This is a genomic window from Nitrospina sp. 32_T5 (assembly GCF_052156635.1).
Classification (GTDB): Bacteria; Nitrospinota; Nitrospinia; order Nitrospinales; family Nitrospinaceae; genus Nitrospina.
This window is the reverse complement of sequence record NZ_JBQKUO010000003.1, coordinates 202,116-228,467: the sequence shown is the minus strand read 5'-3', so window position 1 is coordinate 228,467 and position 26,352 is coordinate 202,116. Positions and strand designations below refer to the sequence as shown.

At 57.5% G+C, this 26,352-nt stretch carries 23 protein-coding genes; 10 read left to right on the top strand and 13 right to left on the bottom strand.

Annotation, left to right across the window (positions count from 1 at the left end; all coding sequences use genetic code 11):
- Window positions 1-27 precede the first annotated feature (27 nt).
- Entirely contained in the window at window positions 28-207 is a 180-nt protein-coding gene (locus ACTRW9_RS09400; protein WP_442429130.1) for a CPXCG motif-containing cysteine-rich protein, read from the bottom strand.
- Window positions 208-787: 580 nt separating this feature from the next.
- Here ACTRW9_RS09400 and ACTRW9_RS09395 point away from each other — a divergent pair.
- The 3 genes from ACTRW9_RS09395 to ACTRW9_RS09385 all read left to right on the top strand — a co-directional run bounded on the left by ACTRW9_RS09395 (window position 788) and on the right by ACTRW9_RS09385 (window position 2,768).
- Entirely contained in the window at window positions 788-994 is a 207-nt protein-coding gene (locus ACTRW9_RS09395; protein WP_442425981.1) for a hypothetical protein, read from the top strand.
- 302 nt (window positions 995-1,296) lie between these two features.
- Window positions 1,297-2,166, top strand: coding sequence for a Dyp-type peroxidase domain-containing protein (locus ACTRW9_RS09390; RefSeq protein WP_442429129.1), 870 nt, complete (start codon window positions 1,297-1,299; stop codon window positions 2,164-2,166).
- A 98-nt stretch (window positions 2,167-2,264) separates the two neighbouring features.
- Window positions 2,265-2,768, top strand: a complete 504-nt coding sequence (locus ACTRW9_RS09385) for a tetratricopeptide repeat protein (protein ID WP_442429128.1) — start codon at window positions 2,265-2,267, stop codon at window positions 2,766-2,768.
- A 13-nt stretch (window positions 2,769-2,781) separates the two neighbouring features.
- Here the strand turns inward: ACTRW9_RS09385 and ACTRW9_RS09380 are convergent, their stop codons facing one another.
- A complete protein-coding gene (locus ACTRW9_RS09380; protein ID WP_442429127.1) occupies window positions 2,782-3,891 on the bottom strand; it encodes a Glu/Leu/Phe/Val family dehydrogenase in 1,110 nt (369 codons plus the stop codon).
- Window positions 3,892-4,485: 594 nt separating this feature from the next.
- On the opposite strand from ACTRW9_RS09380, the gene ACTRW9_RS09375 reads away from it, so the two are divergent.
- Complete coding sequence (locus ACTRW9_RS09375) at window positions 4,486-6,516, top strand: tetratricopeptide repeat protein (RefSeq protein WP_442429126.1); 2,031 nt, start codon at window positions 4,486-4,488, stop codon at window positions 6,514-6,516.
- A gap of 39 nt (window positions 6,517-6,555) precedes the next feature.
- On the opposite strand, the gene modC is transcribed toward ACTRW9_RS09375, so the two are convergent.
- The 3 genes from modC to modA are packed head-to-tail and all read right to left on the bottom strand — an operon-like array spanning window position 6,556 to window position 9,110.
- A complete protein-coding gene (gene modC / locus ACTRW9_RS09370) occupies window positions 6,556-7,656 on the bottom strand; it encodes a molybdenum ABC transporter ATP-binding protein (protein ID WP_442429125.1) in 1,101 nt (366 codons plus the stop codon).
- Complete coding sequence (gene modB, locus ACTRW9_RS09365) at window positions 7,653-8,333, bottom strand: molybdate ABC transporter permease subunit (protein ID WP_442429124.1); 681 nt, start codon at window positions 8,331-8,333, stop codon at window positions 7,653-7,655. Before modB ends, modC begins: the two co-directional genes overlap by 4 nt.
- An 18-nt stretch (window positions 8,334-8,351) precedes the next feature.
- Window positions 8,352-9,110: a molybdate ABC transporter substrate-binding protein gene (modA, locus tag ACTRW9_RS09360; RefSeq protein WP_442429123.1), complete on the bottom strand. Its 759-nt coding sequence runs from the start codon at window positions 9,108-9,110 to the stop codon at window positions 8,352-8,354.
- A 192-nt stretch (window positions 9,111-9,302) separates the two neighbouring features.
- Between modA and ACTRW9_RS09355 the strand changes: the two genes are divergently transcribed.
- The 3 genes from ACTRW9_RS09355 to ACTRW9_RS09345 are packed head-to-tail and all read left to right on the top strand — an operon-like array spanning window position 9,303 to window position 10,601.
- The gene (locus ACTRW9_RS09355) at window positions 9,303-9,539 is read left to right on the top strand and encodes a hypothetical protein (RefSeq protein ID WP_005005365.1); all 237 of its coding nucleotides are present in this window, start codon (window positions 9,303-9,305) and stop codon (window positions 9,537-9,539) included.
- A gap of 7 nt (window positions 9,540-9,546) precedes the next feature.
- On the top strand, window positions 9,547-9,819 hold the full coding sequence (locus ACTRW9_RS09350; RefSeq protein WP_442429425.1) for an acylphosphatase: 273 nt from the start codon (window positions 9,547-9,549) through the stop codon (window positions 9,817-9,819).
- An 8-nt stretch (window positions 9,820-9,827) separates the two neighbouring features.
- On the top strand, window positions 9,828-10,601 hold the full coding sequence (locus ACTRW9_RS09345) for an ABC transporter ATP-binding protein (RefSeq protein ID WP_442425973.1): 774 nt from the start codon (window positions 9,828-9,830) through the stop codon (window positions 10,599-10,601).
- Here the strand turns inward: ACTRW9_RS09345 and ACTRW9_RS09340 are convergent, their stop codons facing one another.
- On the bottom strand, window positions 10,602-11,816 hold the full coding sequence (locus ACTRW9_RS09340) for a ChaN family lipoprotein (protein ID WP_442429122.1): 1,215 nt from the start codon (window positions 11,814-11,816) through the stop codon (window positions 10,602-10,604).
- 204 nt (window positions 11,817-12,020) lie between these two features.
- Here ACTRW9_RS09340 and rpsU point away from each other — a divergent pair, with 204 nt between their 5' ends.
- Window positions 12,021-12,212: a 30S ribosomal protein S21 gene (gene rpsU, locus ACTRW9_RS09335; RefSeq protein WP_042251552.1), complete on the top strand. Its 192-nt coding sequence runs from the start codon at window positions 12,021-12,023 to the stop codon at window positions 12,210-12,212.
- Between the two features lie 50 nt (window positions 12,213-12,262).
- Here the strand turns inward: rpsU and rlmB are convergent, their stop codons facing one another.
- Window positions 12,263-13,042, bottom strand: a complete 780-nt coding sequence (gene rlmB / locus ACTRW9_RS09330; protein ID WP_442425971.1) for a 23S rRNA (guanosine(2251)-2'-O)-methyltransferase RlmB — start codon at window positions 13,040-13,042, stop codon at window positions 12,263-12,265.
- Between the two features lie 165 nt (window positions 13,043-13,207).
- On the opposite strand from rlmB, the gene ACTRW9_RS09325 reads away from it, so the two are divergent.
- Both ACTRW9_RS09325 and ACTRW9_RS09320 read left to right on the top strand, forming a co-directional pair.
- Window positions 13,208-17,080, top strand: coding sequence for a hypothetical protein (locus tag ACTRW9_RS09325; RefSeq protein WP_442429121.1), 3,873 nt, complete (start codon window positions 13,208-13,210; stop codon window positions 17,078-17,080).
- A gap of 23 nt (window positions 17,081-17,103) precedes the next feature.
- The gene (locus ACTRW9_RS09320; protein ID WP_442429120.1) at window positions 17,104-19,077 is read left to right on the top strand and encodes a tetratricopeptide repeat protein; all 1,974 of its coding nucleotides are present in this window, start codon (window positions 17,104-17,106) and stop codon (window positions 19,075-19,077) included.
- Between the two features lie 22 nt (window positions 19,078-19,099).
- Here the strand turns inward: ACTRW9_RS09320 and ACTRW9_RS09315 are convergent, their stop codons facing one another.
- The 6 genes from ACTRW9_RS09315 to hflC all read right to left on the bottom strand — a co-directional run bounded on the left by ACTRW9_RS09315 (window position 19,100) and on the right by hflC (window position 26,338).
- The gene (locus tag ACTRW9_RS09315) at window positions 19,100-19,378 is read right to left on the bottom strand and encodes an OadG family protein (protein ID WP_442425968.1); all 279 of its coding nucleotides are present in this window, start codon (window positions 19,376-19,378) and stop codon (window positions 19,100-19,102) included.
- Window position 19,379: 1 nt separating this feature from the next.
- Window positions 19,380-20,594 carry a sodium ion-translocating decarboxylase subunit beta gene (locus tag ACTRW9_RS09310; RefSeq protein WP_442425967.1) on the bottom strand — a complete coding sequence of 405 codons (1,215 nt, stop codon included), beginning with the start codon at window positions 20,592-20,594 and terminating at the stop codon, window positions 19,380-19,382.
- On the bottom strand, window positions 20,594-22,411 hold the full coding sequence (oadA, locus tag ACTRW9_RS09305; RefSeq protein ID WP_442425966.1) for a sodium-extruding oxaloacetate decarboxylase subunit alpha: 1,818 nt from the start codon (window positions 22,409-22,411) through the stop codon (window positions 20,594-20,596). Before oadA ends, ACTRW9_RS09310 begins: the two co-directional genes overlap by 1 nt.
- A gap of 194 nt (window positions 22,412-22,605) precedes the next feature.
- On the bottom strand, window positions 22,606-24,078 hold the full coding sequence (locus tag ACTRW9_RS09300; protein WP_442425965.1) for a TrkH family potassium uptake protein: 1,473 nt from the start codon (window positions 24,076-24,078) through the stop codon (window positions 22,606-22,608).
- On the bottom strand, window positions 24,078-25,442 hold the full coding sequence (trkA, locus tag ACTRW9_RS09295; protein WP_442429119.1) for a Trk system potassium transporter TrkA: 1,365 nt from the start codon (window positions 25,440-25,442) through the stop codon (window positions 24,078-24,080). Before trkA ends, ACTRW9_RS09300 begins: the two co-directional genes overlap by 1 nt.
- Window positions 25,443-25,489: 47 nt before the next feature.
- A complete protein-coding gene (hflC, locus tag ACTRW9_RS09290) occupies window positions 25,490-26,338 on the bottom strand; it encodes a protease modulator HflC (protein WP_442429118.1) in 849 nt (282 codons plus the stop codon).
- Window positions 26,339-26,352: the final 14 nt, after the last annotated feature.

Sequence of the window (26,352 nt, the reverse complement as noted above, 5' to 3'; positions counted from 1 at the left end):
CGCACGCCGTTGAAATACCGCAACGCGTCATCCCCGGACGGCAGAAAAGCCTTCCACCCCCAATCCACTGCTCTGGTATTGGATCTGGATGGGGCGGCAACAGACCTCACAGTCCTCGATGTAGGTCTGGGCCGGAACCGAAAGATCCACCAGCATGGAAATCTCCTCCCCGCACCAGGGGCATCCAAAAAAGTATTCCTCTTCCATTTCAAGCATCCCGTTTGAAGCACAGGCTGTAAATCATCCATTGATAACCCGTTGACAATTTATTGTCAAAATGGATCCCGCCCCCCCCCTGCGCCAGAGCGAAATGCCACAGGGGAGAAAAAAACAGGCGGCCCGTGTCGGTGGTGGTCTTACAAGCGAATCCTTTTAACAAAGGAAAAAACAAGTATTTTAATTCCGATCTCCATAATTTGACGTTAAAAAATTAGTGCAATTACGGAAATTGGACAAACCATGTGCACAAAGAAATAATCAGCCCGAAATTTGGAATAGTGTGTAAATAATTGAAAAATAAGGATTTTATGAAATTTAGAACTCAAATTTGTCACTGGTGACACATTTTTGTATTCGGAAATCGGGAAATCTGATCCGGGAGAACCTTTTAATTTTTTATTAAATTATTGAAAAAAAAGCCGTTAAGTATCTTGTGGCAGGAATGGCACGACTGTTGCTTATAACAAATTGAAGTCAGTAAAGTGATTACACATAGGGGGCAGGACCCGCAGTCGGGCCTGGTTCAGGTAACAACGAACCCGGAATACAGGGGGTGAAGGAGGTAACCATGATTTACGAAGTGAAAATTATCAAACCGGATGGAAGTTTGAAAGAGGTCATTTCTTCAGATCGTCTCGAAAAGATGTACTGGGAAACGTTCTACAAGAATGAGGATAACATCGGGCTCGTGACGGCGCCTAAAGCCCAGGTCCCTTCCTGGGTGAAGCAGCGCCTGGACCTGAACTATCCGGACCCCGTCAATTCGGGAAGCTGAAAAACAAAAAACAGCGAAGCCTCAGGCTTCGTGCGGGTTGCCAAGGACAGGTCCCGTGTATTCCAGGGTTCTTTTCCCTTCCATACCTTAGTCAGGGAAGGCCGGATGTTTACGGCCAGGGAAAGGGTCGCCGGTCCCCGCCGGCGTGGTTTACCTGAAAGGAAACCCGGGCTGGAACGATTTCCGGCCCGGGTTTCTTTTTGCCCTCCGTTATTCTTCTCATCCAGTGCTTTCCATTTTTGTCTTTCTTCGCGTCGATTCAGTGTTAGAGTAAACGCTTTCACTTTGAAAGCGGAAAGCTCATGTCCCGATCGCAGACAGGCATTGTTTCGACCCCCGCCCGGCACTCGTGCGTTTTGATTTATGAAGTGGTGGATCTGCCGATGAACGCGATGAGCGTCGGCCAGTTCTCGGTGATGGTGCCGGGGTTCGTGTCGGACGTATTGAAAAAGTATCCGGGGGAAAAGATCGCCTGCGTGGTCGGTTTCGGCCCGATGTTCTGGTTGCTGGCCTGGCATGGCAAAAAACCGCGCCGGTTGCGTCCCTTTGAAACGCTGGAAGCGGAGGGCCGCGAGTTTCCCGCCACCGAGGGCGACCTGCTTTTTTATCTTCACGCCAACCAGATCGAATGCCTGCGTGACATGGTGGGGTACATCGACGAAAACCTCCAGGGGCTGGTCCAGCCCATCGACCGCTTCTGGGGCCAATCCCCCGCCATCACCTTTGCGGAACAGGAAACCGCCGCTCCGGATGGAGTGCCGGAGTCGGTGTTCATCGACACGCACGAGGCGGATTTTTTTCGTGGCAGCTTTGTGCTGGTGCAGAATTTCCGTCACGCTCCGGAGGAGACCGTGGAGGTGGCCGTGCCCCTTAAGGAAGCCGCACGGCAACTGGGGCGGGAGGAGCACCTGCTCATCCATTCCCTTCCATACCGGGAACAGGAGGAAGCCGGGACGCTGACCATGCTGTTTCACAGCGACCCGGATGCGGTGGACACCGTGCTTGAGAAATCTCTCGAGATGGCACCCGGCCGGGACGGGGTGCACTGGTCGGATCGCCTGCGTCCGGTGTCCGGTGCCCGGTTTTTCGTGCCGTCGATCGATGTGCTCACCGGCCTCCGCATGGGCGGCATCCGGATGAACCGTTTCTCCCCCACGCGCCAGTATTCCTGATAGGCACATCCCCCTCCGAGGGCAATCATCCGGTTACAGGTGTTGATGGCCTCACCCAATTTGTTACAATGCACCCTTTATCAGGATAATCGGAGCCTATGAACGAAGAAGCCCCCACCAACGAACCGCCTGCGGTCAACCCGGAAATCGAAGCCCTCAAACAACAGGTTGAGGCGAGTCCCGATGAACCGGGTCTGCTGATCAAGCTCGGCCAGGCCTGGATGAAGGACCTGAACGGCGAGGAGGCGTTGAAGGTGTTCCGTAAGGCGGCGCAGCTCGACCCCGAAAATCCCCGGGTCCACTTCTGGCTGGCCAAGGCGTTTGACGCCCTCAACCGTTGTGAGGAAATGATCGACGCCTTCCGGGAAGCCGCGTATCTGGATCCGGAATGGGCGGAGGCGCAGTACAACCTGGGGCTGGCGCACATGGTGGTCGGCGAATACGACGAGGCGGGCGAGGCGTTCAAGAAAGCCGTCGAGATCCAGTCGGATTACGCCGAAGCGCACCGCGTGTTGAGCGTGGTGTTGGCCATTCAGGGCCAGAAGGAAGCGTCCCAGCACCACAAACAGGAAGCCGCCCGCCTGAACCCCGAATTCCGCTGATTTCTTTTTTCCCTCACGTGCTGGCGAAGAGCCCCATTTTTTTGGAGAGGACCTCCCGCGCCATTTTCAGGGCCGCGTCGTGTGGGTACTGTTTGCGCTCGCGCACGCGTTTGAGCAGCGCGGTGGTGTTGCGGTAAACGGATTTGCGGATGGCCTCGAACGCCTGGTCCTCCGTCTTGCCTTCATATTCCGCCGCCGCGCAAATGACCCCGCCGCTGTTGGCGATGATGTCCGGGATCACCATGATGCCGCGGTCATGCAGCACGCGCGCCGCCTCGTGCGTGATGGGAATGTTCGCGCCCTCGAGCACCAGCCGGGTCTTGAGCAGGTGCTGGTTGGCTTCGGTGAACACATCCGGCCGCGCCGCCGGAACAAAGATGTCGCTTTCCACTTCCAGCACCTGGTCGCGCTCCATGGGCTGGCCCAAATGAGTGGCGCGGTCCAGGTTTCGGGACTGCACCCAGCGGATCAACTCCGGGATGTCCAGTCCATCCTCATTGTGCAACCCGCCATCCGAATCGTTGACCGCAATCACTTTCGATCCGCGCTCCAGAAGGGATTTTGCGGCCGCCCGGCCCACGTTGCCAAACCCCTGGATGACCACGCGTGCGTTTTCCAGAGGCAACTGCATCCATTCACTCGCCGCATCCGCCGCCACGGCCACACCAAAGCCCGTCGCACCCAACTCATCCAGCGGCAGGCCGCCTTTCGTATAGGGAAGGCCCACGGCACGGCCGGATTCTTCGTGAACCCAGGCCATGCATTGTTCGTCGGTGCCCATGTCCGGGCCGGGAATGTATTCTTTCAGGTCACGGATGGCGCGTGCGTAGTCGCGCACCCAGGTTTCTTTCAGATCGCTTCGCGGATCGCCGACAATGGCGGACTTGCCTCCGCCGTACGGCAAGCCGTTGACCGCGTTCTTCAGCGTCATGGCCCGCGCCAGCCGGAACACCTCGCGCGTGGAGACGTCGGGTGCCATGCGGCACCCCCCAATGGCGGTCGGGCCCATAGCAAGATTGTCGACCACCACAATGGCGCGGAGCTGGGACTTGGGTTCATAAATATGCAGGATTTTAATGGGACCGATGTCGTCGGCGAAATTGTCCACGTATTGAGTGCTCATACAGGACCCCTTTCCGTTGTAGTGGTTGAAAGCGGGGCGGGCATTTCATTTTTATTTGCACCCTGTATGGGGTGAGACGTGCCCGGAGTCGATGTCTTACAGGTTTCGAACCTCCAAGTGATCTGCGGTATGAGTGGGCTGTTTCAGGCTCCACGATAAGATTGATTTTGCATTTAAAATCAATCTTGTCCACACTGTTCAATATGATCACCCCGGCCCTGGTTTGCCATAAAATCGGCACCCAAAAACCAAAAAAAGAAGCCCAAATTGAAATTCAGATTTTGAATGACGGGGAGCTTTGGTTTCCCTGAAGGGGAAGGTGTTTTTTCGGTAGACTTGGTCAAGGGTGGGATCGATTGGACGGTGCGAGTGTAAACTCTTTTTTTTTATAGGTTTGATTGTTGACAGTCCTATAAATTTTAATAAAATCTAAATTGAACCGACTCCGTATGAATCTCTTGGTTGGAATGCTTTCCATGACGTGATTCCACCTGACGGGGAATCTTTGCCTGCAGGGCCTGTCTTCAAGCAAGGGAGCCTCAGGACGGGATCCCCCGGCCTTCCTTGGGATCAGATACAGGAAAGGAACTGTGAATGGCCAGTAAAGGCGTTGCCCAAACGCTCCAGGAAGTACTGAACAACCTTCAGACTCAATTGAAGGAAAAAACCGCCCAGCTGAACGCGGCGAAAAAGAAAATCGCCGAACTCCAGAAAGGTGGGGCGACGGAGGACCTCACTCCTCTCCTGCAAGCGGAAAAAGAGAAACGCCTCAAATTGGAAAAAGCCCTGGAGGATGCGAACCAGAAGGCCGCCGAGCTTGAGAAGAAAGTGTCTGAAGGCGCCGCGGCCGGCATTTCCAGCGGAGCCGAACTCAACCAAGAAATCGAAAAGCGCACCCGGGCCGAACAGGAACTGCTGAGCAAAACACAGGAAGTGCTCGACCTGAAGCAGAAGGTCCTGGATGAGCAGGCCCTGCGCCAGAAAGCCGAGACCGCCTTGCAGCAGGCCCCCGCCGCTTCCTCAGGCGGGATTCCGGAATCCCAGTACCAGCTGGAAGTGCAAAAACGCGAAGGCCTGGAAGCGCAGGTCAAGGATCTTCAAACCCGTCTCGAAGAGGCGCAGAAGGCCGCCTCTTCCGCCCCAAACTCAGATGCGCTGCAACGCGAACTGGATTTGGTGAAGAAGTCCGAGGAACTGGCGAAAATGGAAAAAGCCAACCTCGAGACCAAACTCCAACAGACCGAAGCCAAACTTCAGGAAGCACTTCAGCGTCCTGCTGATACCGGCGAATCCGATACGCTCAAGCAGGAGCTCCAGGCCGCCAAGTCAGAACTGGAATCCCTCCGCGAATCCGAACAGGAGCTCCGCGACAGCGAACAGGCTCTGCAGGATGAAAAGCTCGCCCTCCAGAACGAGTCGATCAATCTTCAAACTCAGATCAGCGATCTCGAATCCCAACTGGAAAATGCGCAGCGGCAGTCCACCCAGGGCTCGGAGGAGGTGGAATCCCTGCAAAAGGAAATCGAGCTCACCAAAAAAGCCGAAGAGCTTCTCAAAACGGAAAAGGATTACCTGGCCGGTCAGTTGAAGGAGTTGCAGGCAAGCCTGGAGCAGGCCAACCAGTCCAGCGGGGAAAGCGATGCCTTGAAACAGGAAGTCGCCGCGCTCAAGGAGTCGGAGCAGGCCCTCACGGCGGAAAAAACATCACTCGAACAGCAGTTGAAGGATGCGTATACAAAGGTGGATGAGGCTCTGAAGCAGGCCGCCGCGGGGTCCGGCAAATCCGAATCATTGGAGCAGGAACTGGTTCAGCTGCGGGAAGGCAAGGAACAATTGCGGCAGGAAAAGGCCGAGTTGGAAAAACTTCTCAATGCCGCCAAGGCCAAGATCAAGGAAGTGGAACAGAAGGCCACCGATACGAAGGAACTCGAGGCATTGAAGAAGGAACTCGAGCAGGCCAAAAAAAACGAGGAACTGCACAAAAAGCAGACCGAAAATCTGGAAGGCCAATTGCGCAAATACCAGGACGACCTGCAGCATTTGCGCTCCGGAATTCAGATGGAGTCCGAAGCCCGGGCCAAGGCGGAAGCGGAGGTGCGGGCGATCCAGTCGCAGATCAGTGCCGCCGCGGCGGTGTCTTCGGAACCAGCCGCTGCGCCTCCGCCGCAAAAACAGTCGGCTCCGGCACGCCCTTCGAGTCCACCGCCGGGACGTCCCGCGGCGGCGGGCGGCGGGGGACAGGATGAGCGCGAGATCGAACGTTTGAAACAAATGATCAAGCAGAAACCCCGCGACCCGAAACTGCATGCTCAATTGGGCAAGCTGTTTTCAGACCGCAAACGGTATCAGGAAGCGGTGGAGCCTCTCACGCAGGCGGTGCGGCTGAACCCGCGCGACGCACAGATCTGTTACCAGTTGGGCAACACGCAATATCGGCTGGACCATTACCAGGAGGCACTCGACGCTTTCAACAAAGCGGTGCGTGCCAATCCGAAATACGCGGAAGCGCATTTCTTCCTGTGCACGCTCAACGAACTGGTCGGCAACGAAGACGTGGCGCAACGCCACTATCAGAAAGCCGTCAAACTCGATCCCGACATCGAAAACAAAATGGGCATGATCTGATTCCTTGATCCTGTCTCCCATTTCATCTTTCCCCTCCCCTCAAAATTCCGGAATTTCGTGCACCATCTGCACCGCCTTGATGTGCGCGTACACCTTTTGTCCGGGCTTCAGGTTCAAACGCGCCAGCGATTTTTTCGTGATGGTGGCGAGCACGGGTTGACCGACATCCAGCCGGATATCCACCGCATGCGCCGCACCCCCGCCTTCCAGGATTTCCAGCACCGTCGCCTCCAGGATGTTGAGCACGCTGGTCTGAATGGTCGCCGGGCTGACCACGATGCTGATGTCGCGGGCCAGCACATGCAGGCGGAGGGGGCGTCCCGGTGTCGCGTTCTGCCGTGGGAGATACAGGTGCTGGCCACCGTAATTGACGCGCGTCAACGCGAATGCATCGTCATGGTCCACAACCGTTGTGTCCAGCAGCGTGCCCGCCAGGCCGGGATCGATGCGTTCTTCCGCGGGCAGGGTCTGTAGCACCCGGTTCGCCGCATCGCAGGCGACCACCCGTCCCTCTTTCAGCAACACCAGGGTATCCACCAACTGCATTATTTCCTCCAGCGAATGGCTGACGTACACAATGGGCAGGCCCAGTTCCGTGCGCAGTTTCAAAAGATAGGGAAGGATTTCCATTTTGCGCGGGGTGTCCAGGTTGGCCAGCGGTTCGTCCATCAGCAAAAGGCGCGGACTGGTCAGCAGGGCCCGGCCAATGGCGACGCGTTGCTGTTCGCCACCGGAAAGATGCGCGGGCCGGCGGTCCAGCAGGGGGCCGATCTCCAGCAGGGAAACGATATGGTCGAAGTCGACCTTTCGTTCATTTTCCGCTATTCGCCGGTAACCGTACTGCAGGTTGGATTGAACGCTCAGGTGCGGAAACAGCCGCGCGTCCTGAAAGACCAGGCCGATGGCACGCTGATGGACCGGGCGGAAGAGACCCCTGGATTCGTCCTGCCACACATCGTCGCCCACCGAAAAAAAACCGGAAGGCGATCTTGTGAGTCCCGCCATGCAGCGGAGAAGCGTGGTCTTGCCGCTTCCCGACCGGCCGAAGATCACGGTCACCCCGCGTGCCGGCACATCCACTTCGGCATCGAGGGTGAACCCGGGGTACGGAACCTGAAAGTGTGCGGTGAGGCGGGTCATGAAACGTGCAGAGGAAGGCGGCGGTTGAAAGTGTAGACGATCAACAGCACCGCAAAGGAAAATATCAGCAGACCGCCCGACAGCAGGTGGGCCTGCGTGTATTCGAGCACTTCCACGTGATCGTAAATGGCGATGGAGAGGACTTTCGTTTTGCCCGGAATATTGCCTCCCACCATCAGCACCACGCCGAACTCACCCAGGGTGTGCGCGAACCCCAGCACGATGGCGGTGATGTAACCGCGAAGGGCCAGAGGCGAAGCAACGGTGAAAAACGCATCCCATCTGGAGGCACGCAGCGCCCACGCCGCTTCGAGATAGGGCCTGCCAATCGACTCAAACGCGCCCTGCAAAGGTTGCACGACAAAGGGCAGGGAATACAGGGTGGAGGCGAGGACCAGGCCCGGAAAGGTGAAGGCCAGGGAGGAGCCGGTCCATTCCTGGAGGGGGCCGCCGATGATGCCGTTCGCGCCGAGGGCGATCAACAGGTAAAAACCCAGCACCGTCGGCGGCAACACAAGCGGCAGGGCGACCACCGCCTCGATCCATACCTTCCAGCGCGACTTGGTTTGCGACAACCACCAGGCCACGGGCGTGCCTACCAGTAACAGCAACAGCACCGTCGTGCCGGCCAGCTGGAGAGTGAGAACGACGGGTTGCCAGTCGAGGGCGCTTTCCATTTTTGAATTCCTTTCAATTCAATCCGTATCGTAACCGAAGGCCCGGATCCGTCTTTTTGTGTCCGGGGATTTCAAAAACTCGAGCAACGCTTTCGCGGCGACGTTGTGGATTCCTTTTTCCAAAAGAGCCGTATCCTGGTTGATGGGATTGTGGAAGGACTGCGGCACATCCCAGCGGCTTCCCTGTTTTGCGGGGGGAAGTGCCAGCACCTGCGACAAGGCCACGAAACCGAATTCCGCGTTGCCGCTCGCCGCAAACTGAAACGTCTGCGCCACGTTCTCCCCGCGCACGAGGCGTTGCTGCAACGCTGCCCACAGGCCGAGTTTCTGCAGGGTGGATTGCGCCGCCTGGCCGTAGGGTGCGGTCTTCGGGTTGGCAACAGCAAGGTGGCGGAACTTGCCGGTTTTCAGTACCCCGGCTCCATCTTTGCTGATGGATTCCGGGTCGGCGCTCCACAACACAAGCTTTCCCCGCGCATACGTGAAGCGCGATCCCGGTGAGGCGAGCTGTTCCTCCTCCAGCAGGCGAGGACGTTCGGAGTCCGCGGCCAGAAAAACGTGAAACGGTGCCCCGTTTTTGATCTGGGCATACAGCTTGCCGGTGCTTCCCGATACGATGCGCGCCGTGTGCCCCGTCTCGGCTTCGAACTGGCGGGCAATGTGTTTGAGCGGGCCCAGAAAATTGGATGCCACAGCAACGGTCACCGTTTCCGCGCCGGACAGGGAGGGGAACCCAAACACCGCCATCACGCCCAACACAGTTGTCCACTTCCACATGCGAGCGGTCCCTTTTATGTTGTTGAAGAAAATTCTGTGCGGTCCGGTTCGTTATATATCACAAAACATATCGAAGTGTCAATCGGTGCTTTTCTTTTCTCTTGTTCGCGGGGGGAGGGAGGCGGTGAAGCCTGTCGGAAGAAACTTTTAAAACCGTTGCAATGGCAAATTCGGAACGCTACCATATGAACCATGGAAAAGAACTTCGAACCCCTGAAAGAACGATTGCGGGAAATCAATGGCCGGCTGGATCCCGATGAGCAGGCCTATTTCAGTCCATTGATCGAAAATTTCACCGGCGGTTTGTCCGAGTTTCAACGCATCATGCGCGATCTGGGCAAATTCGGCGAGAAAATCGGCGACGGCTCCAAGTTCGGCATCTACCGGGAAATCCAGCACCTTTATGACCAGGGCAACCGCGGAAGCTGAGCGAACCATGGAGGACGCCGCCGTTCATTTGAAAGTCGAGGGGCGCGTGCAGGGCGTGTTTTTCCGCGCCAACACGGAGAAGGTGGCGAAGGAATTGGGCGTCACCGGGTGGGTTCGCAACCTCGACGACGGTTCGGTTGAAATCCGGGCTGAAGGCGGCCGCGACCGCCTCGAGAGCCTGATCGACTGGTGCCGCAAGGGCCCCGCCATGGCGGACGTCAGGCAAGTTGACGTGAAGTGGGTTTCCGCCGAAGGCATGACATCGTTCACCATCCGCTGATTCCTGCCGTGATCGAACTCATAGACCTCGTTAAAACCTACCGCGACGTTCATGCCGTGAAGGGGGTCAACCTCAAGGTACCTCCGGGCGAGTTCTTCGGTTTCCTTGGCCCCAACGGTGCCGGCAAAACCACTACCATTAAAATGCTGGTCGGCCTGTTGAAACCCACCAGCGGTTCGGTGGTCATCGGCGGCTACGACGTGTCCAAAGACCCCCTGCGCGCCAAGTCCATTTTCGGCTACATTCCAGACCGCCCGTTCATTTATGAAAAACTCACCGGCCGCGAGTACCTGATGTTCATTGCGAAGCTGTACGGTGTGGACATGAAGGTCGCTGAGGAACGTGCCGACGAGTTTTTGTCGTTCTTCGATCTCATGGATGCGGAAAACGCGCTCATCGATGGTTATTCCCACGGGATGAAACAGAAACTCATCATCTCCGCAGCATTGTTGCACGAGCCCAGGGTGCTCATCGTGGACGAACCGATGGTGGGCCTCGATCCCAAGGGCGCCCGCCAGGTGAAGCAGTTGTTCACCGACCTGTGCCAACGGGGAGCGGCGGTGTTCATGTCCACGCACTCGCTGGGCATCGCCCAGGCCATGTGCCACCGCATCGGCATCATTCAGAAGGGGGAGGTCATCGCCCTCGGGTCGATGGAGGAACTCCGCCGCATGGCGAAGAAAGACCAGGAGCACCTGGAACTGGAGGACATTTTCCTGGAGCTCACCGGGGATACCAACCTGGAGCGGCTCGGCGTTTCCATGGAACACCCGGCGGCGTGATCATTCGTGCGGGGACTCCGGCGGTTTTTGCAGGACTCCTTCCACCTCGACTTCCTGTTCGTTGCGCATCAGGTGAACGCGCACGGTTTCACCGAAGTCGTGTTTCTGCAGGCGGGACGACAGCTCCTCCGTATCCACCACACGTGACCCGTTCAGTTTCTGGATGAGGTCGTCCTTGCGGATACCCATACGCTCTGCGTTGGAGTTGGGCATGACGCGGATCACATGCAGGCCATCGTCCCGGTCTTCCAGGTACACCCCGAGGCGAATGCGCATGGGCGACGGCACCACGTAATCCAGCTTCCACGCAAAGTCGCCGCTGTAGAGCGGGATCCCCACCGATTCAAACTTCATTTCGCGGTTCTTGAGGTCGTCCGGAATGTCCGTCACCGTGGGCAACACGATGGAGTAGGCGTGCGGGACGCGGCGAAAGGCCCGCTTGGGAATGCCGTAACCGTACTGAACATGAAAGCCCCCGGCCAGCACCACCAGCTTGTGGTCCGGGTAGCGGTCGTCGCCCAGAAACTCGGCCACCGTCTCTGCCATGCTTTCTTCCCAAAGCAAGAGCATCTGGTAGGGATGGAACCCCTCGGTGGAATGCGAATCGTGACCCCCGAATAGCGCCATGGAATAGGCGCGGTGGTAGGGGTCGCTCTCATCGATGTCCGGCAGGCCGGGTTGGTGCAGGCCGCCTTCACGCAGACGTTGTTCCGTAACCTCGCTTGATTTCAAACCGATCAGGGGGATGCGGTTGGCTTCCAGGAAGTCGAAGATCGGCTTGTAGAGTTGAATTCCCATTCCCCAGTTTTCACGGAACAGTTTGCGGAATTGACGTGGGGTGAGTTTTCCTTCATGCCAGAGGTCGAGTTGACCTTGTGCCGAACGGCGGAACATTTCCATGCCGACGGCTACTTTTCCGGGATAACGGCGGTGCAGGTCACGGATGACTTCCAACTGCACGCGGTGGGCTTCCAGGTTGTCGTGGGTTTCCCCTACGTATATGACACGTGAGTTGGAAATGGTGTGCATCATCTGGTCCGGGGTGACCACGATGCCGGTGGGCAGATGCAGGATCTGGCCGGTTTCCAGCTCGCCCAGATTGCGGTAGGGGGACCCGTTATTTGGAACGGCGAACTCCACGGCGAGTCCCCAGCCGGGAAACCCTAATATCAAAAAAAACAAAGCGATTGTGAGCGTGCGTGAATGGGTCGACATGAGCCTCTCCTGCCTTGTGGGTGGTTTTCCTAGTTCCAGAATTACCAGACCGGGCGCCTCAAAAACAAGTCCAAAAGGTCTTGAAAACGGAAGATTTCAATCAATAGCGCTTGACTTCCCTCCGGCATTTTTTGATAATTACATCTCTAAAAATAAAGACCCCTACGTACAAATTCCACTTATTCTGGGAGGTTGTTTTTTTTGCTGGAAGTCGTTGTCCATCAGAATCAGGTCGATAAAGCATTGAAAGCCTTGAAGCGCCAAATGACCAAGGAAGGTTTGCTGAAAGAACTGAAGCGGCGCCGGTTTTACGAAAAACCCTCAGTCAAGAAAAAGCGCAAACAGAAAGAAGCAAAGAAAAAGCGCAAATCCGCACAGCGAAGGGGTTATTCCTGATCATTCGATCGGGTTTACGATAGATTTAAAAAGGGCTGATACTTCCCGTATCAGCCCTTTTTCTGTTTGGAAGGGGGTGCGGCACGTCGTTGCCGCAGGATTTCGTAAAACAGGATGGCTCCCGCCGCCGAAGCGTTCAACGATCCCAGCTGGCCGTCCATGGGAATGGCGACGATGAAATCGCAGGCCTTGCGCGTGGACAGGCGCAGGCCCTTGCCCTCGCCGCCGATCACCAGTGCAACGGGCATGTCGAATTCGAACCGGTCGCAGGTGCGGTTGCCCTCCATGTCCACCCCGACGATCCAGAACCCCGCTTCCTTGAGTGCCGCGATGCCGTTGTTCAGGTTGGTCACCACGCTCACCGGAAGGTGCTCAATGGCACCGGCGGAGCACCGGGCCACGGTCTCATTCAACGGCACGGCACGGTGTCGTGGCACCACTATTCCCTGCATGCCGAGCACGTAGGCCGAGCGGATCAGCGCGCCCAAATTTTGCGGGTCCTGAATGCCGTCGAGAAGGACCACCACCGGTCGCTCCGTCACCTTGAGCGCCCGTTCCATCAATTCGCGCAGCCCCAGGGTCGGTACCGGTGCGAAAAATCCCACCACCCCCTGCTGTCCCTGCTCCCCAAAGCGTTTGCGGAAGGCGTCTCGCGGCAGAGATTCGATTCGGATTTTGCGGCTTTTGGCGAGAGATTGTATGTCGCGCAGGCGGGCGGGATTTTTGTCCTTTTCAAGGACGATTTTATAGCAGTGCCGGGCACCTGTTTCCAGCGCCTGGCGTACCGGATGCACGCCGTAAACGCATTCCTGACTGGTTTGATCGGACATGGGAGCGATGGCAGGGGGGGAGGCGTCTTCCCTACCCCGGGGATGCACAGGGTTGCAATCTTGGAGGCGCACCGTCTTCGAATGCGTTACACTGAGGTTCGGGGACCCGTTCCCACCTGACTGGATAGTCGTTTAAAAACAAGCGGTCGTCCACGTATTCTTACCATGCCCTTTTCCAAAAAGAAACTCTTTCTTCGGTTACTGGTTGCGGTGCTGCTTCTGTGCGTTGGAGTGGGTGCATTGCTTTACCTCCGCCTCAGCGATGAAGAGACGGTGAAGGGCATGGTCATCGCCGAACTGGAGTATCTGGTGGGCCAGCCCGTGACGCTGGAATCGGTGGAAGTGGATATTGAGGAAGACGGGCTGGGCCTGCGTCTCAACCGGCTGAGGCTGCTTCACACCGACGCGCCTGAAATCGGCGGGCAACCGCAGATTGAATTTTCCGCTCAATCGGTGTGGATCGGTTTCCGCATCCTTCCTTTCCTTTCCAAACAGCAGGTTTCCATTCACAGCGTCGAGGTCGAGGGTGCGGACATTCAACTGGTGCGCGACCGGGGAGGGCGCCTGCCGTTTTCGAAATCAGTTTCATCCGACTCCACCCAGGGACAGAACGCAGCCCCATCCATGTTGTGGATGAGCACGATCCGCAGCATCGAAATGGAACAGAGCACACTGCGCTGGATCGATCATTCGGTTCCGGACAGCGAGGGATCGCCCTCCAGAGTCACTTTGCATTCGGTAAACCTGGCGTTGTCCCGGCCTCTTTTGGCGGCGAAGGTGAAGTTGAAAATGGAGGCGGCCTGGTCCCCGCGCAAATTGAACGAACCGGATCTCTCTCTGGAAGGGGAAGTCGATTTCGCCGGGGGTTTCGATAATCTGGGGGCATTGCATTATTCCGGTCGTTTGCAGGCCGACCGGTTGCGAAGTGAGCGGCTCAGGCCCTATTGGGAGCAGGCTCTGAAATTCGAAATGCGCCCCGCCATTCTGCGCCTGGGATCCAACTTTTCCGGCACCTGGGGAACGATTCTGGAAGCATCGGGCACACTGGAACACCAGTTCGACTCGGGGGATGAAACGCCCTCACTGACAACGGCGGATGCACCCCCTGCCGGAGGGTTTGAATACGACGTGGTGTGGACGCCCGGGGCGCTGGAAGTGCGCCAGGCCGGGTACACCATGGGTGATTTCCGGTTTCAGGTGCAGGGAGCCCTCACCCCGTTTCCTGCGGCGGATCCCGGGATGGCCTTTCGGATGCGCGCTACTCCCCTGTCTCCGGCTCAGCTGGACGAAACATTTCCGTTTCACCTCATCCCGCAGGAGGTGCGTTCGTCTGCGCTTCGCTACTGGAAATCCGGGCAGATAGAAGTGGAATCGGCGGCGTTTCGCGGGGGATGGAACGAGTTGCAGCAAATCCTGGCCGGCACCCTGTCCGGTAAACTCTCGGTGATCGTGAACCTGGACAACGTGAATGGAGATGGCGAACTTGCCCCTTTCAAGGCGGTGACGGGAAGGCTGGAATACGATGAAGGCCGTGCCATGGTGAAGTTGGAGCGGGCCCGGTGGAAAATGGTGACACTTACCAACATCGACAGCGTGATCCGCGACCTCACCACCGAACCGCACATGAAAACCCAATTGGAAGCGCATGCGAAAATCGACGACCTGGTCGCGTTGGCCCGTACGCTGGAAGATGCGGGGAGCGTGAAAACAGCGTTGCAGTCGATCCAGCAGGCCAGCGGGGAAAGCGAAACGCAGTTGACCCTGTCGGGTCCCCTGCTGTCACCGGCTCAATGGGCGGTCCAGGGAGAGAGCCGGGTGCGGGAGGCTTCGTTCCAGGCCGGAAGCATGATGTCTCCCTTTCAGAAAATTGAGGGAACGGTCGCATTCCAAAATGCGTTGGCCGGTGAAAGCCAGACAACCCGGTGGACATTGCGGTTTGCGGAGTTTTCGGCGGAATGCCGCAACCACCGTTTTCATGATGTTTCCGGGATCACGCATCTTTCTGCCGGTGAGGTGAAGACCGAGCTCACGGCGCAGGTGGACCTCGGGGCGTTGCAGTCGAAACAGTTCATTCCTGCGACGGCGGTTTCCGGAAGTTTCGGCCGCCTCCTCAGCAAAATGGAAGTATCGGACGGGACATTGAACATCGAGTATCGCGAGGAGCGGTTTGCCGACCCGAAAAAACAAACCAGGATGAGCGGCACGGTGCGTTTCGACAATGTGTCGTTTCTCTACCGTGACCGGTTTCGTCCCTTGCGGAATGTAACCGGATCGCTTTCCTTTGACGGGCATAAAGTTTCGTTTGAGACCAGCGAAGCACGCTACGGGGATTCCGGTATCCGGCTGCAGGGAACATTTTTTAATCCCGGAGAACCCAAGGCGGAACTGGTGCTCAAGGCGACGGCTTCCGATTTCCAGAAACAGGATTTCATCGATGTTCCCTTTCTGGAAACACTTTCGTATGAAGGGGTGGTTCAGGTGGAGTCCGTTCTGCACTGGACGAAGCGGTCGGTTACATTGAAGAGTTCCATCGATCTCACGGGAGCGTCGTATTCATACCGGGACCTGCTTGCCAAACCTGAAGCGGTTCCCAATACCATCGAAACGGTGATGGTGTTTTCCGACAAGGATGGAATCGACTTCAAAACGCTGGCGGTTGGGTTGAACGGAAACCGGGTTTCCGGCACCGCCACCCTCGTTCTTGAAGACCCCACCCGGTTCGAGTTCAAGCTGGGAGCCAGCGGTTTCGAGGTAGCCTCCCTTTCTCCCTACATCAAACCCCTGCGCGGTGCCCGCGCCGGAGTGCTGGACTTCGACATTTCGGGAAAGGGGTTGCTGGACCAGCCGGAATCGGCAAATTACCAGGGCCGGATCGAATTGCGCGAGGTCCGGTTTGCTCCCGAACAGGTACCCATGCCGGTGTGGGTGAATGGGGAACTGTTCTTCGCCAACCGCGTGGTGAAGGTGACGAAGGGCAGGGTGACTCTCGGCAAAACGCCCCTGACCATCGAAGGTAAACTCGTCGCCACGGAACAGCCTGAATGGGATCTGAATGTCAGTGGAAAGGCGCTGGACTTGACCCAGTTCAAAAAAGAAAGCGTTCCGGATTCCTCCGAACCCACGGGAGCGATGACGGCAGGATGGACGGCGTCGCCCTGGTTCCAGCAAGGGTCGGGGTCCTTGAAAATCAACCTGGCCAGGTTGACGATCCCTCGAGCGCACTTTCACGATTTTCAGGGAACGTTCCGGTTCGAAAGAGGAACCGTGTCCACGGACACCCTGAGATGGGGTCGAAAGGGACGCGATCGATTTGATGTCAGCGCGGTTCTGAAGACGGCGCCGGAGCAGGCGCCGGAACTCTCGGCCCATATCGTTTCGACCGGGACACGGGCGGAAGGGTTTTTTAATGTGTTTGGCGGGCTGTTTGAAAACTGCCTGACTGGAACGCTGGAGCGGCTGGAAGCCCGCGTGTCTGCACGCGGCAGGAGTTTACCGGAACTCACCCGCACGCTGAACGGCACGCTGGTGATTCGTGTCCGAAACGGGCAGATCCAGACCGGGCGCCTGCTGAACGGTACCATTCAGTTGTTCGGGTACTCGCTGGAACCGGAAAAAGCTGCCAAACGCAGAAGCGGTCCTTTCGAAGATTACAAGGTGATCAAAGGGGACTTTGCTCTCAAGGATGGAGTGGCGGTCACCGAGAATTTCATTTTCGAAAACCCAAAACAGTTGATGACCCTGGTCGGTTCGTTTGATTTGAACGCGCGCAACATGGATATTACGGTTGGGGTGGCACCGTGGCGTGCGGTGGATTCGTTCTTCAAAAAAATTCCGCTGGTCGGTAAAATCATCACCGCCGGAGAAGAGGAAAGCGTATTTAAAAGTTATTACCAAATTCGGGGACCGTTTGAAAATCCTGAGGTCAAAACGGTACCCATTACCTCTCTGGGTAAAAAAGTGGTGGGCATGTTCGGCGCCATACTGAGAACGCCGCAGTATATCCTTTCCGGAGACAAGGAACAAACAGGACAGAATTAACAACCCGATCCCGCACCGGCCCCATGATCCGACTCAAATTCCCCGATTCATCCAAACCGGCATTGCCGCTGGTTTTTCTTGCATTGTTTTTTTTCGTTCTGATTGTTTTCTGGGCCGCACTGGACAATGGATTCGTGGACTGGGATGACAACGGTTACATCCTGGGCAACACGATGATCCGGTCGCTGGCTCCGGAAAACATCCTGCATATGCTGTTCAGTCTGCAGCCGTTTTACTGGCAGCCGATGACGTGGTTGTCCCATGCCATCGATTATCGTCTGTTCGGGCTGGAACCGGCGGGCCATCATTTCGTGAGCATCGTCCTGCACGGCATCAATGCGTTCCTGGTTTTTCTTTTGATTTTTCATTTTGCCAACCGGGCGTACCCCGGGCTGAGGGAGCGGAGCGGAGTGCTTCTGGCCTGCGCCTGGGCGGCGCTCGTGTTTGCCGTTCACCCGCTTCGCGTGGAGTCAGTGGTCTGGGCGGCGGAAAGAAAGGACCTGCTGTGCGCGCTGTTCATGTTCAGCGCGTTGCTGGCTTACCTGCGGTATGCCGATGCCACCGAAAAGAGCGAACGTCGCCGCTGGTACCGATGGGTGCTGTTCCTGTTCCTGCTGGCTTTGATGTCCAAACCCATGGCTGTCACGTTTCCCGTTGTCGTTCTGATATTGGACCTGTATCCCTTGAACCGGATATCCAGCCGGACCGATGCCTGGAAGTGTTTTACTGAAAAGATCCCGCATTTTGTAATGAGTTTCGCCACGGCGGTCATTACGTTCATCGCGCAGAAAATCCAGGGTGCGGTGGTCGCGATCGACGAGTTGAGTTTCACAGTCCGTATCGTGAACGCGTTGAGAAGCACCGTGTTCTACATTGAAAAAACCTTGTGGCCGCAACCCCTGGTGCCGTTGTATCCCTTTCCCGACTGGGATGTGAGGATGTGGCTGGAGGTGGCGACGTTTTTTGTCATCTGCTGGTTCTGTGTCGTCAAGTGGAATGAAGGCCGCCGCTACTGGATGACGGTTTGGTTGATATACCTGGTTACGCTGTCGCCTGTGATCGGAATCATTCAAGTCGGCGGTCAGGCCGCCGCGGACCGGTTCACCTACATTCCCACGCTCGGTTTTTATGTGCTGCTGGCCCTTGGAGTCATCCGATTGTGGAGGTTTTTTGCCGAGAGGCGGCGCGAGGTGCTGGCCAGCGTGATCATCGGGTATTTCGCTATTGTGGTTATAGGAGTGACCAGCGTGTGGACCATCAAGCAGATTCCCGTGTGGAAGAACACCGGTGTGTTCTGGGAGTGGGTGATTGCGCATTTCCCCGACAAGTTGGCACGGGCGCACACCAACCTTGGCATCTATTACAATAAACAGGGCAATGAAGACGGCGCGATGGACATGTTTCGGCAAGCCATCCGCATCAAGGAAGATTATGAACCGCCGTACAACCTGCTGGCGCTGGCGTACCAGAAACGGGGGCAATGGGAACAGGCGGAAAAAATGTTCCACAATGCGCTGGCGGTGAAACAGGACGCGATGGTCGAGAACAATCTGGGATTGTTGTACATGCAAAAAGGGGATCATGAACGAGCGGAGAGCTGGTTTCGCAAGGCGGTGGCCACCAAACCCGATTTCGCCCAACCGTATAACAACCTCGGTTTGCTGTTCGAGGAACTGAAGCAGCCCGAAGAGGCCGAGCGATTCTATAAAAAGGCCATCGAAACCAATTTCGATCTGGCTGAGGGGCACGCCAACCTGGGGAACCTTTATAAAAAAAGGAAGCAGTTTGACGCCGCCATTGTGGAGTTTTCGATCTCGGTTTTTTTAAGCCCGGACAATGCGGATATGCACAACGCGTTCGCGGAGGCACTCATGGCGGCGGGGTACCTGGACAAGGCGGAGCAGCAATTGAAAAAGGCCTTGCAGCTCCGGCCCGGCCATGTTTCGGCCCAGGCCAATCTGAAGAAAATTCACGAACACAAAGGCTCCGCCACCTGATGCGGTGGAGCGGGAAACCCGGTTACCTGGAGGAGATCTGGGTGATTTGCAGGTTCTCCTGTCCGGGCAGATGGTGTGCCATCACTGCCTGAATGGCGGCGATGTGTTCATCTTCCTGCGAAGCGGCCGCGGCAGGAGCGGCGGCGGTGGGTTTGCTTTTGGCCGGAGCCGGGGCGGGCGCCCGGTAGGGTATGAGCGAAGTCATCACCTTGATGGCCCCGATCAGAATCCCCAGTACGAGAAAGATGACGCCCAGCGCCAGCAACGAAACCTTGATGGAAGTAAGAATAATCGGGCTCATGTCAGTTTCCGGCTCCCGTATTGGCTGCGAACAGTTCGATGGTTTGCACCGCCGCGTGAGAGGCGCCTTCGGTGGCGGGCCCGATGTCGCCGAACAACGATAGAAAAACGCCCGCCGCCACGGCACTGCCGATAACCCCGGCAACGTTGGGTCCCATCGCGTGCATGAGCAGGAAGTTGGATTTGTCTTCTTCCTGACCCACCTTCTGGGACACGCGCGCCGCCATGGGCACGGCGGACACGCCCGCCGAGCCGATCAGCGGATTCACCCGCCCTCCGGACACGATGTACATCAGTTTTCCAAACAGCACACCTCCCGCCGTGGCGAATGCAAACGCCAATAGACCCAGCACGATGATCTTGATCGTGTCCAGCGTGAGGAACGATTCCGCTGTCATGGACGACCCCACAGCCAGGGCCAGCAGGATGGTGACGATGTTGATCAGGTGCGTCTGTGCGGTTTCATGCAGGCGCGCGGTGACGCCGGATTCGCGGAACAGGTTGCCCAGCATGAACATGCCCAGAAGGGGCGCGACACCGGGAAGCATCAGAATGCAGACCAGGGTGGAGATGATGGGAAACAGGATCTTCACCGTGGGCGAAATGGGCTGCAACTGCTCCATCTTCACCTTGCGTTCCTTCTCCGTGGTCAGCGCGCGCATGATGGGCGGCTGGATGAGTGGCACCAGCGACATGTACGAATACGCGGCCACGGCGATGGGTCCCAATAAATGGGGAGCCAGCTTGGCCGCCAGGAATATCGATGTGGGGCCGTCCGCGCCGCCGATGATGCCGATGGCGCTGGCTTCCTGCAGGTTGAACCCGAGAGCGACCGCACCGATCAGCGTGGTGTACACGCCCACCTGCGCCGCCGCGCCCAGAAGCAGGGTCACCGGATAGGCCAGCAAGGGACCGAAGTCTGTCAAGGCTCCGACGCCGAGGAAGATCAACGGCGGAAGCACCTCGTGCTTGACCCCGGAGTAGAAAATGTTCAGCAGGCCGCCATCGTTGGTGTTTGCCATGTTGCTGAGCGGCAGGTTGGCCAGGAGGCAACCGAAGCCGATGGGCAACAGCAAAAGCGGCTCAAATTTTTTCCAGATCGCCAGGTACAGCAGGACGAGCGAGACCAGGATCATGATGATCTGGCCTCCTTCGATCACCGCGAACCCGGTGGAATGGAGAATCCGATTTATAGCGTCTTGAAATGTGAAGTCCATTATGAAATCAGAATGAGTTCGTCGCCGGTTTGTACGTTAGCCCCTTCCTGAACCAGGATGCTGTTGATGGTTCCGGAATACGGAGAGTGGACCTCGGTTTCCATTTTCATGGATTCGAGGACCATCACCGTGTCGCCTTCACTGACCTGGTCGCCCACCTTGCATTTCATGGCGAACACAGATCCGGGAAGCGGGGACGTGATGGCCTTGGTTCCGTTGGAGGATGCCGCCGGAGCCGGTGCGGGCGCCGGAGCAGGAGCTGGCGCCGCCGCAGGGGCGCTTGCCACGGGCTGGGGTGCCGGGGCACCACCGGCCTGGGCCGGGCCCACCTCCACCGTGTAGAGTTTGCCGTTGACCTTCACATCGTACACCGCCGGTCCGGCAGGAGCCGCAGAAGCGGCGGGCGCGGGGGCTGCAGCCGGTGCGCCTTTCTTGCCGTTGGCGGAGGCCGCGGCGGGGGCCGCTTCTGCAAGCGGTTTGCCGCGCGTCTCAAAGAACTTCAACGCCACCTTCGGAAACATCGCGTACGTCAACCGGTCTTCGTCCGATTTCGCCTTGTCGCCGACTTCCGCCGAAATCTTTTCCCATTCCGGATCCAGCAGGTCCGCCGGGCGGCAGTCGATGAGTTTTTCTTCCTGCGCGATTTTCTGCACCAGTTCGGGCTCCAGTTCGCCAGGCAGTTTGCCGTACTTGCCGAGCACGCACTCGCGCGTTTCCTTGGTGATGATTTTGTAGCGCTCGCCGGTCAGCACGTTCAATGTGGCCTGCGAACCGACGATCTGGCTGGTCGGCGTGACCAGCGGGGGGTATCCCAGATCCTTGCGCACGCGCGGCACTTCCTTCAACACCTCGTCGAGCTTGTCGTGTGCGTTCTGTTCGCGGAGCTGGTTTTCCATGTTGGAAATCATGCCGCCGGGAATCTGGCTTTGCAGGATATTGATATCCACGCCGACAAAATTGCTTTCGTACTGGGAGTAATGCTTGCGCACTTCCTTGAAATAGGCGGAGATTTCTTCCAGCAGTTCCAGGTCCAGCCCGCTGTCGCGCGGGGTGCCCTGGGTGGCGGCGACGATGCATTCCGTCGGATAATGCGAGGTGCCCATCGACAGGCTGGATATCGCCGTGTCCACCATGTCCACGCCGGCGTTGATGGCGGCCTGCATGTTCATTCCGGCCAGCCCCGTGGTGGCGTGCGTGTGCAGGTGGATGGGAAGCGGGATTTCCTTTTTCAATTCGCTGATCAGCGGACCCGCCACTTGCGGGGTCAGCAGGCCGGCCATGTCCTTGATGCACAGGATGTCGCACCCCATCTCCACGATCCGCTTGGCCATGTCCTTGTAAAGCGGGATATTGTGAACGGGGCTCACCGTGTAGCTGATGCAGCCTTCGACCGTGCCACCGGCCTTTTTCGCAGTCTTGACGGCCACCTCGATGTTCCGGAGGTCATTCAGGGCGTCAAAAATCCGAAAAATGTCGATGCCAACGTCTGCCGATTTCTGCACGAACCGTTCGACGATGTCGTCGGCGTAATGGCGGTAACCGACGCAGTTCTGCCCCCGCAGGAGCATCTGGAACGGGGTTTTCGGCATTTTCTTTTTGAGCACGCGGACGCGTTCCCACGGGTCTTCGTTGAGGAACCGGATGCAACTGTCGAACGTCGCACCGCCCCACATCTCCAGCGAGAAAAAGCCGACGGCATCCAGCTTTTCCGCGATGGGAAGCATGTCCGCGGTTTTCATGCGGGTGGCGAGCAGGGACTGATGCGCGTCCCGCAGGACCACTTCGGTAATTTTAAGAGGATTGGTGTTGGTATTCATCCCACAGAAATCCTTCGAAAAGGTTGTGTTGGGTAACGGCTACGGGGCAACAGGCCGCCGTTCGCCGGCTGGGGACACAGTTCGACCTTGGCTCATAAACTCTTATGGAATCAAGGAGTGATGGAGGAGGCCCCCAGGATTTGGACAGGAGAATACTAAGGGATTAGCCTGCCAAAATCAATTCAATTTTATGCTTATTTGCGCCAGGTGACGGGCATGAAAAGAAGCAGGATGCCATAGATTTCCAGGCGGCCCAGAAGCATCATCAGGCTCAATACCCACTTCCCGGTATCCGGAATGGAGGAATAATCCCCGGCCGGTCCGACGGAACCCAGGCCGGGACCGATATTGAACAGGCAGGCGATGGTGCCCGTCAGGCTGGAAGCGTTGTCGACGCCCAGGATCGACAGTAAAAGGTAGCCCAATCCGGACAATCCAAAGAAGAGCCCCCACAGGGAAAGCACGTTGGTGACCTGGTCGCTGTCCAGCGCCCTCTGCCCGACCTTGATGCTGATGACCGCGCGGGGATGAACGAGTTTTTGCAACTCCCGGTAAATGACCTTGAGGATGATGATGACGCGGATGGCCTTGAACGAGCCGCTGGTGGACCCGGCACAGGCCCCCATCATCATGAGTCCCACCAGAAGCACCTGCAGGTATTCCGGCCACAGGGTGAAGTCGTCGGTGGCGAAACCGGTGGTGGTGTTGATGGAGACCACATTGAATGCGGCACGGCGAAGTGCATCGCCGACGCCGTTTTCGGGAGTCTGCGCCCACAGGCCCACGGTGGCCGCGGCCACGCTCACCAACACGACGATGGTGTAAAACCGCAACTCCGGGTTTGTGGTCACCACGTCCCAGTTGCGGTGAACCATGTGGTAATGCAGGGCGAAGTTGACGCCTCCCAGGTACATGAAGGTGATGATGACCATTTCGAAATACAAATTGTCGAAATGGCCGATGCTTTCCTGATGCGGGGAGAAGCCGCCGGTGGCGACGGTGGAAAAGGTGTGGCAGACGGCGTCGAACCAGCCCATGCCGCCGCCCACCAATAGTGCGATCTCCGCCACGGTCAGCACGAGGTAGGTGGTCCACAGGAGCTTGGCGGTTTCGGCCAGGCGCGGCTGCATGCGCTCGACGGTGGCGCCGCCGGGAATTTCCGCCTTGAACAGTTGGAAACTGCCGATGCCGAGCGCCGGGAAGATGGCCAGCGACAGCATGATGATCCCCATGCCGCCCATCCACTGCATCAGGTTCCGCCAGAACAGGATGCCGTGCGGCAGGTCGTCGATGTTGGAAAGCACCGATGCGCCGGTGGTGGTGAAACCGCTCATGGTTTCGAAAAACGCATCGACGAAACTCGGACAGGCGCCGGTCAAATAGAGCGGCAGACAGGAAACCAGGGTGAGCGACACCCACGAGACGCCGACGATGGCGAAGCCCTCCCGTTCGCGCAGTTTTTCAATGCCGGAAGGCAGGTACTTCCACAGTGCGGAGCCAACCACGACCGACAGGATGGCGACGATGAGAAACGCCGTGTGCGGAGCCATGCCACCGTGAAGGCCCGGCTCCATGTAATAAAGGGAAACCAGCAGGGGCACGATCAGAATCGCCCCCAGAAGAATGAGAAGGACGCCGACGACGTTGAAAATGGCCTGGAGATTCATCAGGAAAAGAAGCCCGTTTTTTCGCTGAAGAGTTTTTCCACCTTTTCAAGGCATTGCGGCAGGGTGGCGAGGATCACCGTGTCTTCTGCTTCGATCTCCGTCGCCCCTGCAGGCACGATCATCTCGCCCTTGCGGACAATCGCGCCGATGATGGCCTCCGTCGGCATGCGAAGCTGGTTGATGCGTTTGCCGACGGCGGTGGATTTGGGATGAACCACGATCTCCATGACCTCCGCCTCTCCCTCCGCCAGTTTGTGCACGTTCAGCACCTCCCCCTTGCGCAGGTGCTTGAGAATGGCGGAGACGGTGATGAGGCGCGGGTTGATGTTGATGTCCATGCCGATGGAATCGAGGATCGGCAGGTAATCGGGGTCGTTGGTGAGGACGGCGGCGCGTTTCGCCCCGTGCTTTTTCGCAAGCAGGGCGGAGAGGATGTTCATCTCGTCATTGTCGGACAGTGCGAGATACAGGTCCGCGTCCTTCATGTTGATGTCGTTGAACAGGTCCGGGTCGGTGCCGTTGCCGTGCAGGATGACGGTGTGTTCGAGCGAATCGGCGGCGGTCGTGGCGTGGTCGTGACTCGGTTCGATGATCGACACGTCGTCGACGAACTTGTGCAGTTCCTGCGCCAGGTTTATGGAAATGGGGTTGGCCCCGTACATGATGACCTTGTGGATCTGCTCTACCTTCTTGTTGAACATGGGGAGCGCGAGCGGCAGAAACTCGTTGTCGATCACGATGTAGGCCTTGTCCTTCGGCTGCACCGTGTCCTCGAACTTGGGCACGTGCAGGCTTCCGTCGCGCACCAGGGCCACCACCATGAACGAGTTCATCTCCGACACACTGCGGATTTCCCTGATGGTCTTGCCGACCAGCGGCGCGTCTTCCGACACCTCGAAGCCGCGGAGCAGGATTTGGCCGCCGGCGAATTCGGCAACGTTGATGGAACTGGGCGTCTGGATGATCTTGAGCAGGGAATCGACCACGATCTCGCCGGGGTTGATGGCGTAATCGACGAACAGTTCCTGCGGGCTGAACACCTTGCTCGCGCCGGTCAATTCCACGTTGCGCAGGCGGGCGAACCGTTTTGGGATGCCGAACTTTTGTCCGAGGAAACAGACCATGAGGTTGATCTCGTCCTTGTCGGTGACGGAGATCACCATGTCCGCGCCGCGGATCTGGGCTTTCAACAGGGTGCTGGGAATGCAGCCATTGCCGTGAATGGCAAGCACGTCGAGCTTTTCGGAGATGGTTTTGATGCGCTCGGCGTTTTCGTCGATGATGGAGATGTCGTGTCCCTCGTGGGACAGTTCCTGGGCGAGGTTGAACCCTACGATGCCGGCGCCGACGATCAGAATTTTCATGGACGGTGGTCGTTCAAGCGGGGCAGGCCGCGGTGCCGCCCGCCCGGCTAACGGATTTTGTTGAGGTATTCCAGGAAATCGGACTTCTCGTCCATCAATACCGTGGTGTCCGTTTTCAGGGAATTCTTGTAAGCCTCCATGGACCGCATGAAAGCGTAAAAATCCGGGTCCCGGCTGTATGCCTCGGCGTAAATGCGGATCGATTCCTTTTCGCCTTCACCCCGGATTTTCTGTTCTTCTTCATACGCCTCGGCCATCAGGATGGTTTTTTCCTTGTCGGTTTCGGCGCGGATCTTGGTGGCTTCCTCCTTGCCTTCCGAACGGTATTCCTTGGCGATGCGTTCGCGCTCCGTGCGCATGCGGTTGAAAATGGAGTTGGCGATTTCCGGCGGCAGGTCGGCCCGCTTGATGCGCACGTCGGTCACCTGGATGCCGTAGTCGGCCGCCTTTTTATCCACTTCTTCGGTGACCTTGTTCATGATCTGCTCACGGGTGTTGACGATCGCGTCCACCAGGTCGTGCGTACCCAGTTCCACGCGCAACTCGGACTTGATGAGGTCGTCGAGACGCGAGGCGCCGCCTGTTTCCGTACGCACCGTCTGCAGGAACTTCAACGGATCGACAATGCGCCACATGGAATAGTTGTCGATCAGCAGGGTTTTCTTGTCCTTGGTAATGACTTCGTAGGCTTCATCGTCATTGACCAGCAGCTGTTTGGAAAAGTACTTCACCGACTGGATGACCGGGACTTTGAAATACAGTCCGGGCTCGGTGATGGTCTTTTTGTATTCCTGGAGCTGCAGGACAACAGCATTCTCCGTCATCTTGACGGTGAACATGGAGTTGTAGAGCACGATGAGCAGTACAACGAGCCCAATGACACTGGCCTGTTTCATAATCGATCGATTCC

What these genes read in the sequence shown, in the direction of transcription:
- ACTRW9_RS09400 (WP_442429130.1), bottom strand. Translation starts at nt 207, where the DNA reads ATGGAAGAGGAATACTTTTTTGGATGCCCCTGGTGCGGGGAGGAGATT.
- ACTRW9_RS09395 (WP_442425981.1), top strand. Translation starts at nt 788, where the DNA reads ATGATTTACGAAGTGAAAATTATCAAACCGGATGGAAGTTTGAAAGAG.
- ACTRW9_RS09390 (WP_442429129.1), top strand. Translation starts at nt 1,297, where the DNA reads ATGTCCCGATCGCAGACAGGCATTGTTTCGACCCCCGCCCGGCACTCG.
- ACTRW9_RS09385 (WP_442429128.1), top strand. Translation starts at nt 2,265, where the DNA reads ATGAACGAAGAAGCCCCCACCAACGAACCGCCTGCGGTCAACCCGGAA.
- ACTRW9_RS09380 (WP_442429127.1), bottom strand. Translation starts at nt 3,891, where the DNA reads ATGAGCACTCAATACGTGGACAATTTCGCCGACGACATCGGTCCCATT.
- ACTRW9_RS09375 (WP_442429126.1), top strand. Translation starts at nt 4,486, where the DNA reads ATGGCCAGTAAAGGCGTTGCCCAAACGCTCCAGGAAGTACTGAACAAC.
- modC (WP_442429125.1), bottom strand. Translation starts at nt 7,656, where the DNA reads ATGACCCGCCTCACCGCACACTTTCAGGTTCCGTACCCCGGGTTCACC.
- modB (WP_442429124.1), bottom strand. Translation starts at nt 8,333, where the DNA reads ATGGAAAGCGCCCTCGACTGGCAACCCGTCGTTCTCACTCTCCAGCTG.
- modA (WP_442429123.1), bottom strand. Translation starts at nt 9,110, where the DNA reads ATGTGGAAGTGGACAACTGTGTTGGGCGTGATGGCGGTGTTTGGGTTC.
- ACTRW9_RS09355 (WP_005005365.1), top strand. Translation starts at nt 9,303, where the DNA reads ATGGAAAAGAACTTCGAACCCCTGAAAGAACGATTGCGGGAAATCAAT.
- ACTRW9_RS09350 (WP_442429425.1), top strand. Translation starts at nt 9,547, where the DNA reads ATGGAGGACGCCGCCGTTCATTTGAAAGTCGAGGGGCGCGTGCAGGGC.
- ACTRW9_RS09340 (WP_442429122.1), bottom strand. Translation starts at nt 11,816, where the DNA reads ATGTCGACCCATTCACGCACGCTCACAATCGCTTTGTTTTTTTTGATA.
- rlmB (WP_442425971.1), bottom strand. Translation starts at nt 13,042, where the DNA reads ATGTCCGATCAAACCAGTCAGGAATGCGTTTACGGCGTGCATCCGGTA.
- ACTRW9_RS09325 (WP_442429121.1), top strand. Translation starts at nt 13,208, where the DNA reads ATGCCCTTTTCCAAAAAGAAACTCTTTCTTCGGTTACTGGTTGCGGTG.
- ACTRW9_RS09320 (WP_442429120.1), top strand. Translation starts at nt 17,104, where the DNA reads ATGATCCGACTCAAATTCCCCGATTCATCCAAACCGGCATTGCCGCTG.
- ACTRW9_RS09315 (WP_442425968.1), bottom strand. Translation starts at nt 19,378, where the DNA reads ATGAGCCCGATTATTCTTACTTCCATCAAGGTTTCGTTGCTGGCGCTG.
- ACTRW9_RS09310 (WP_442425967.1), bottom strand. Translation starts at nt 20,594, where the DNA reads ATGGACTTCACATTTCAAGACGCTATAAATCGGATTCTCCATTCCACC.
- oadA (WP_442425966.1), bottom strand. Translation starts at nt 22,411, where the DNA reads ATGAATACCAACACCAATCCTCTTAAAATTACCGAAGTGGTCCTGCGG.
- ACTRW9_RS09300 (WP_442425965.1), bottom strand. Translation starts at nt 24,078, where the DNA reads ATGAATCTCCAGGCCATTTTCAACGTCGTCGGCGTCCTTCTCATTCTT.
- trkA (WP_442429119.1), bottom strand. Translation starts at nt 25,442, where the DNA reads ATGAAAATTCTGATCGTCGGCGCCGGCATCGTAGGGTTCAACCTCGCC.
- hflC (WP_442429118.1), bottom strand. Translation starts at nt 26,338, where the DNA reads ATGAAACAGGCCAGTGTCATTGGGCTCGTTGTACTGCTCATCGTGCTC.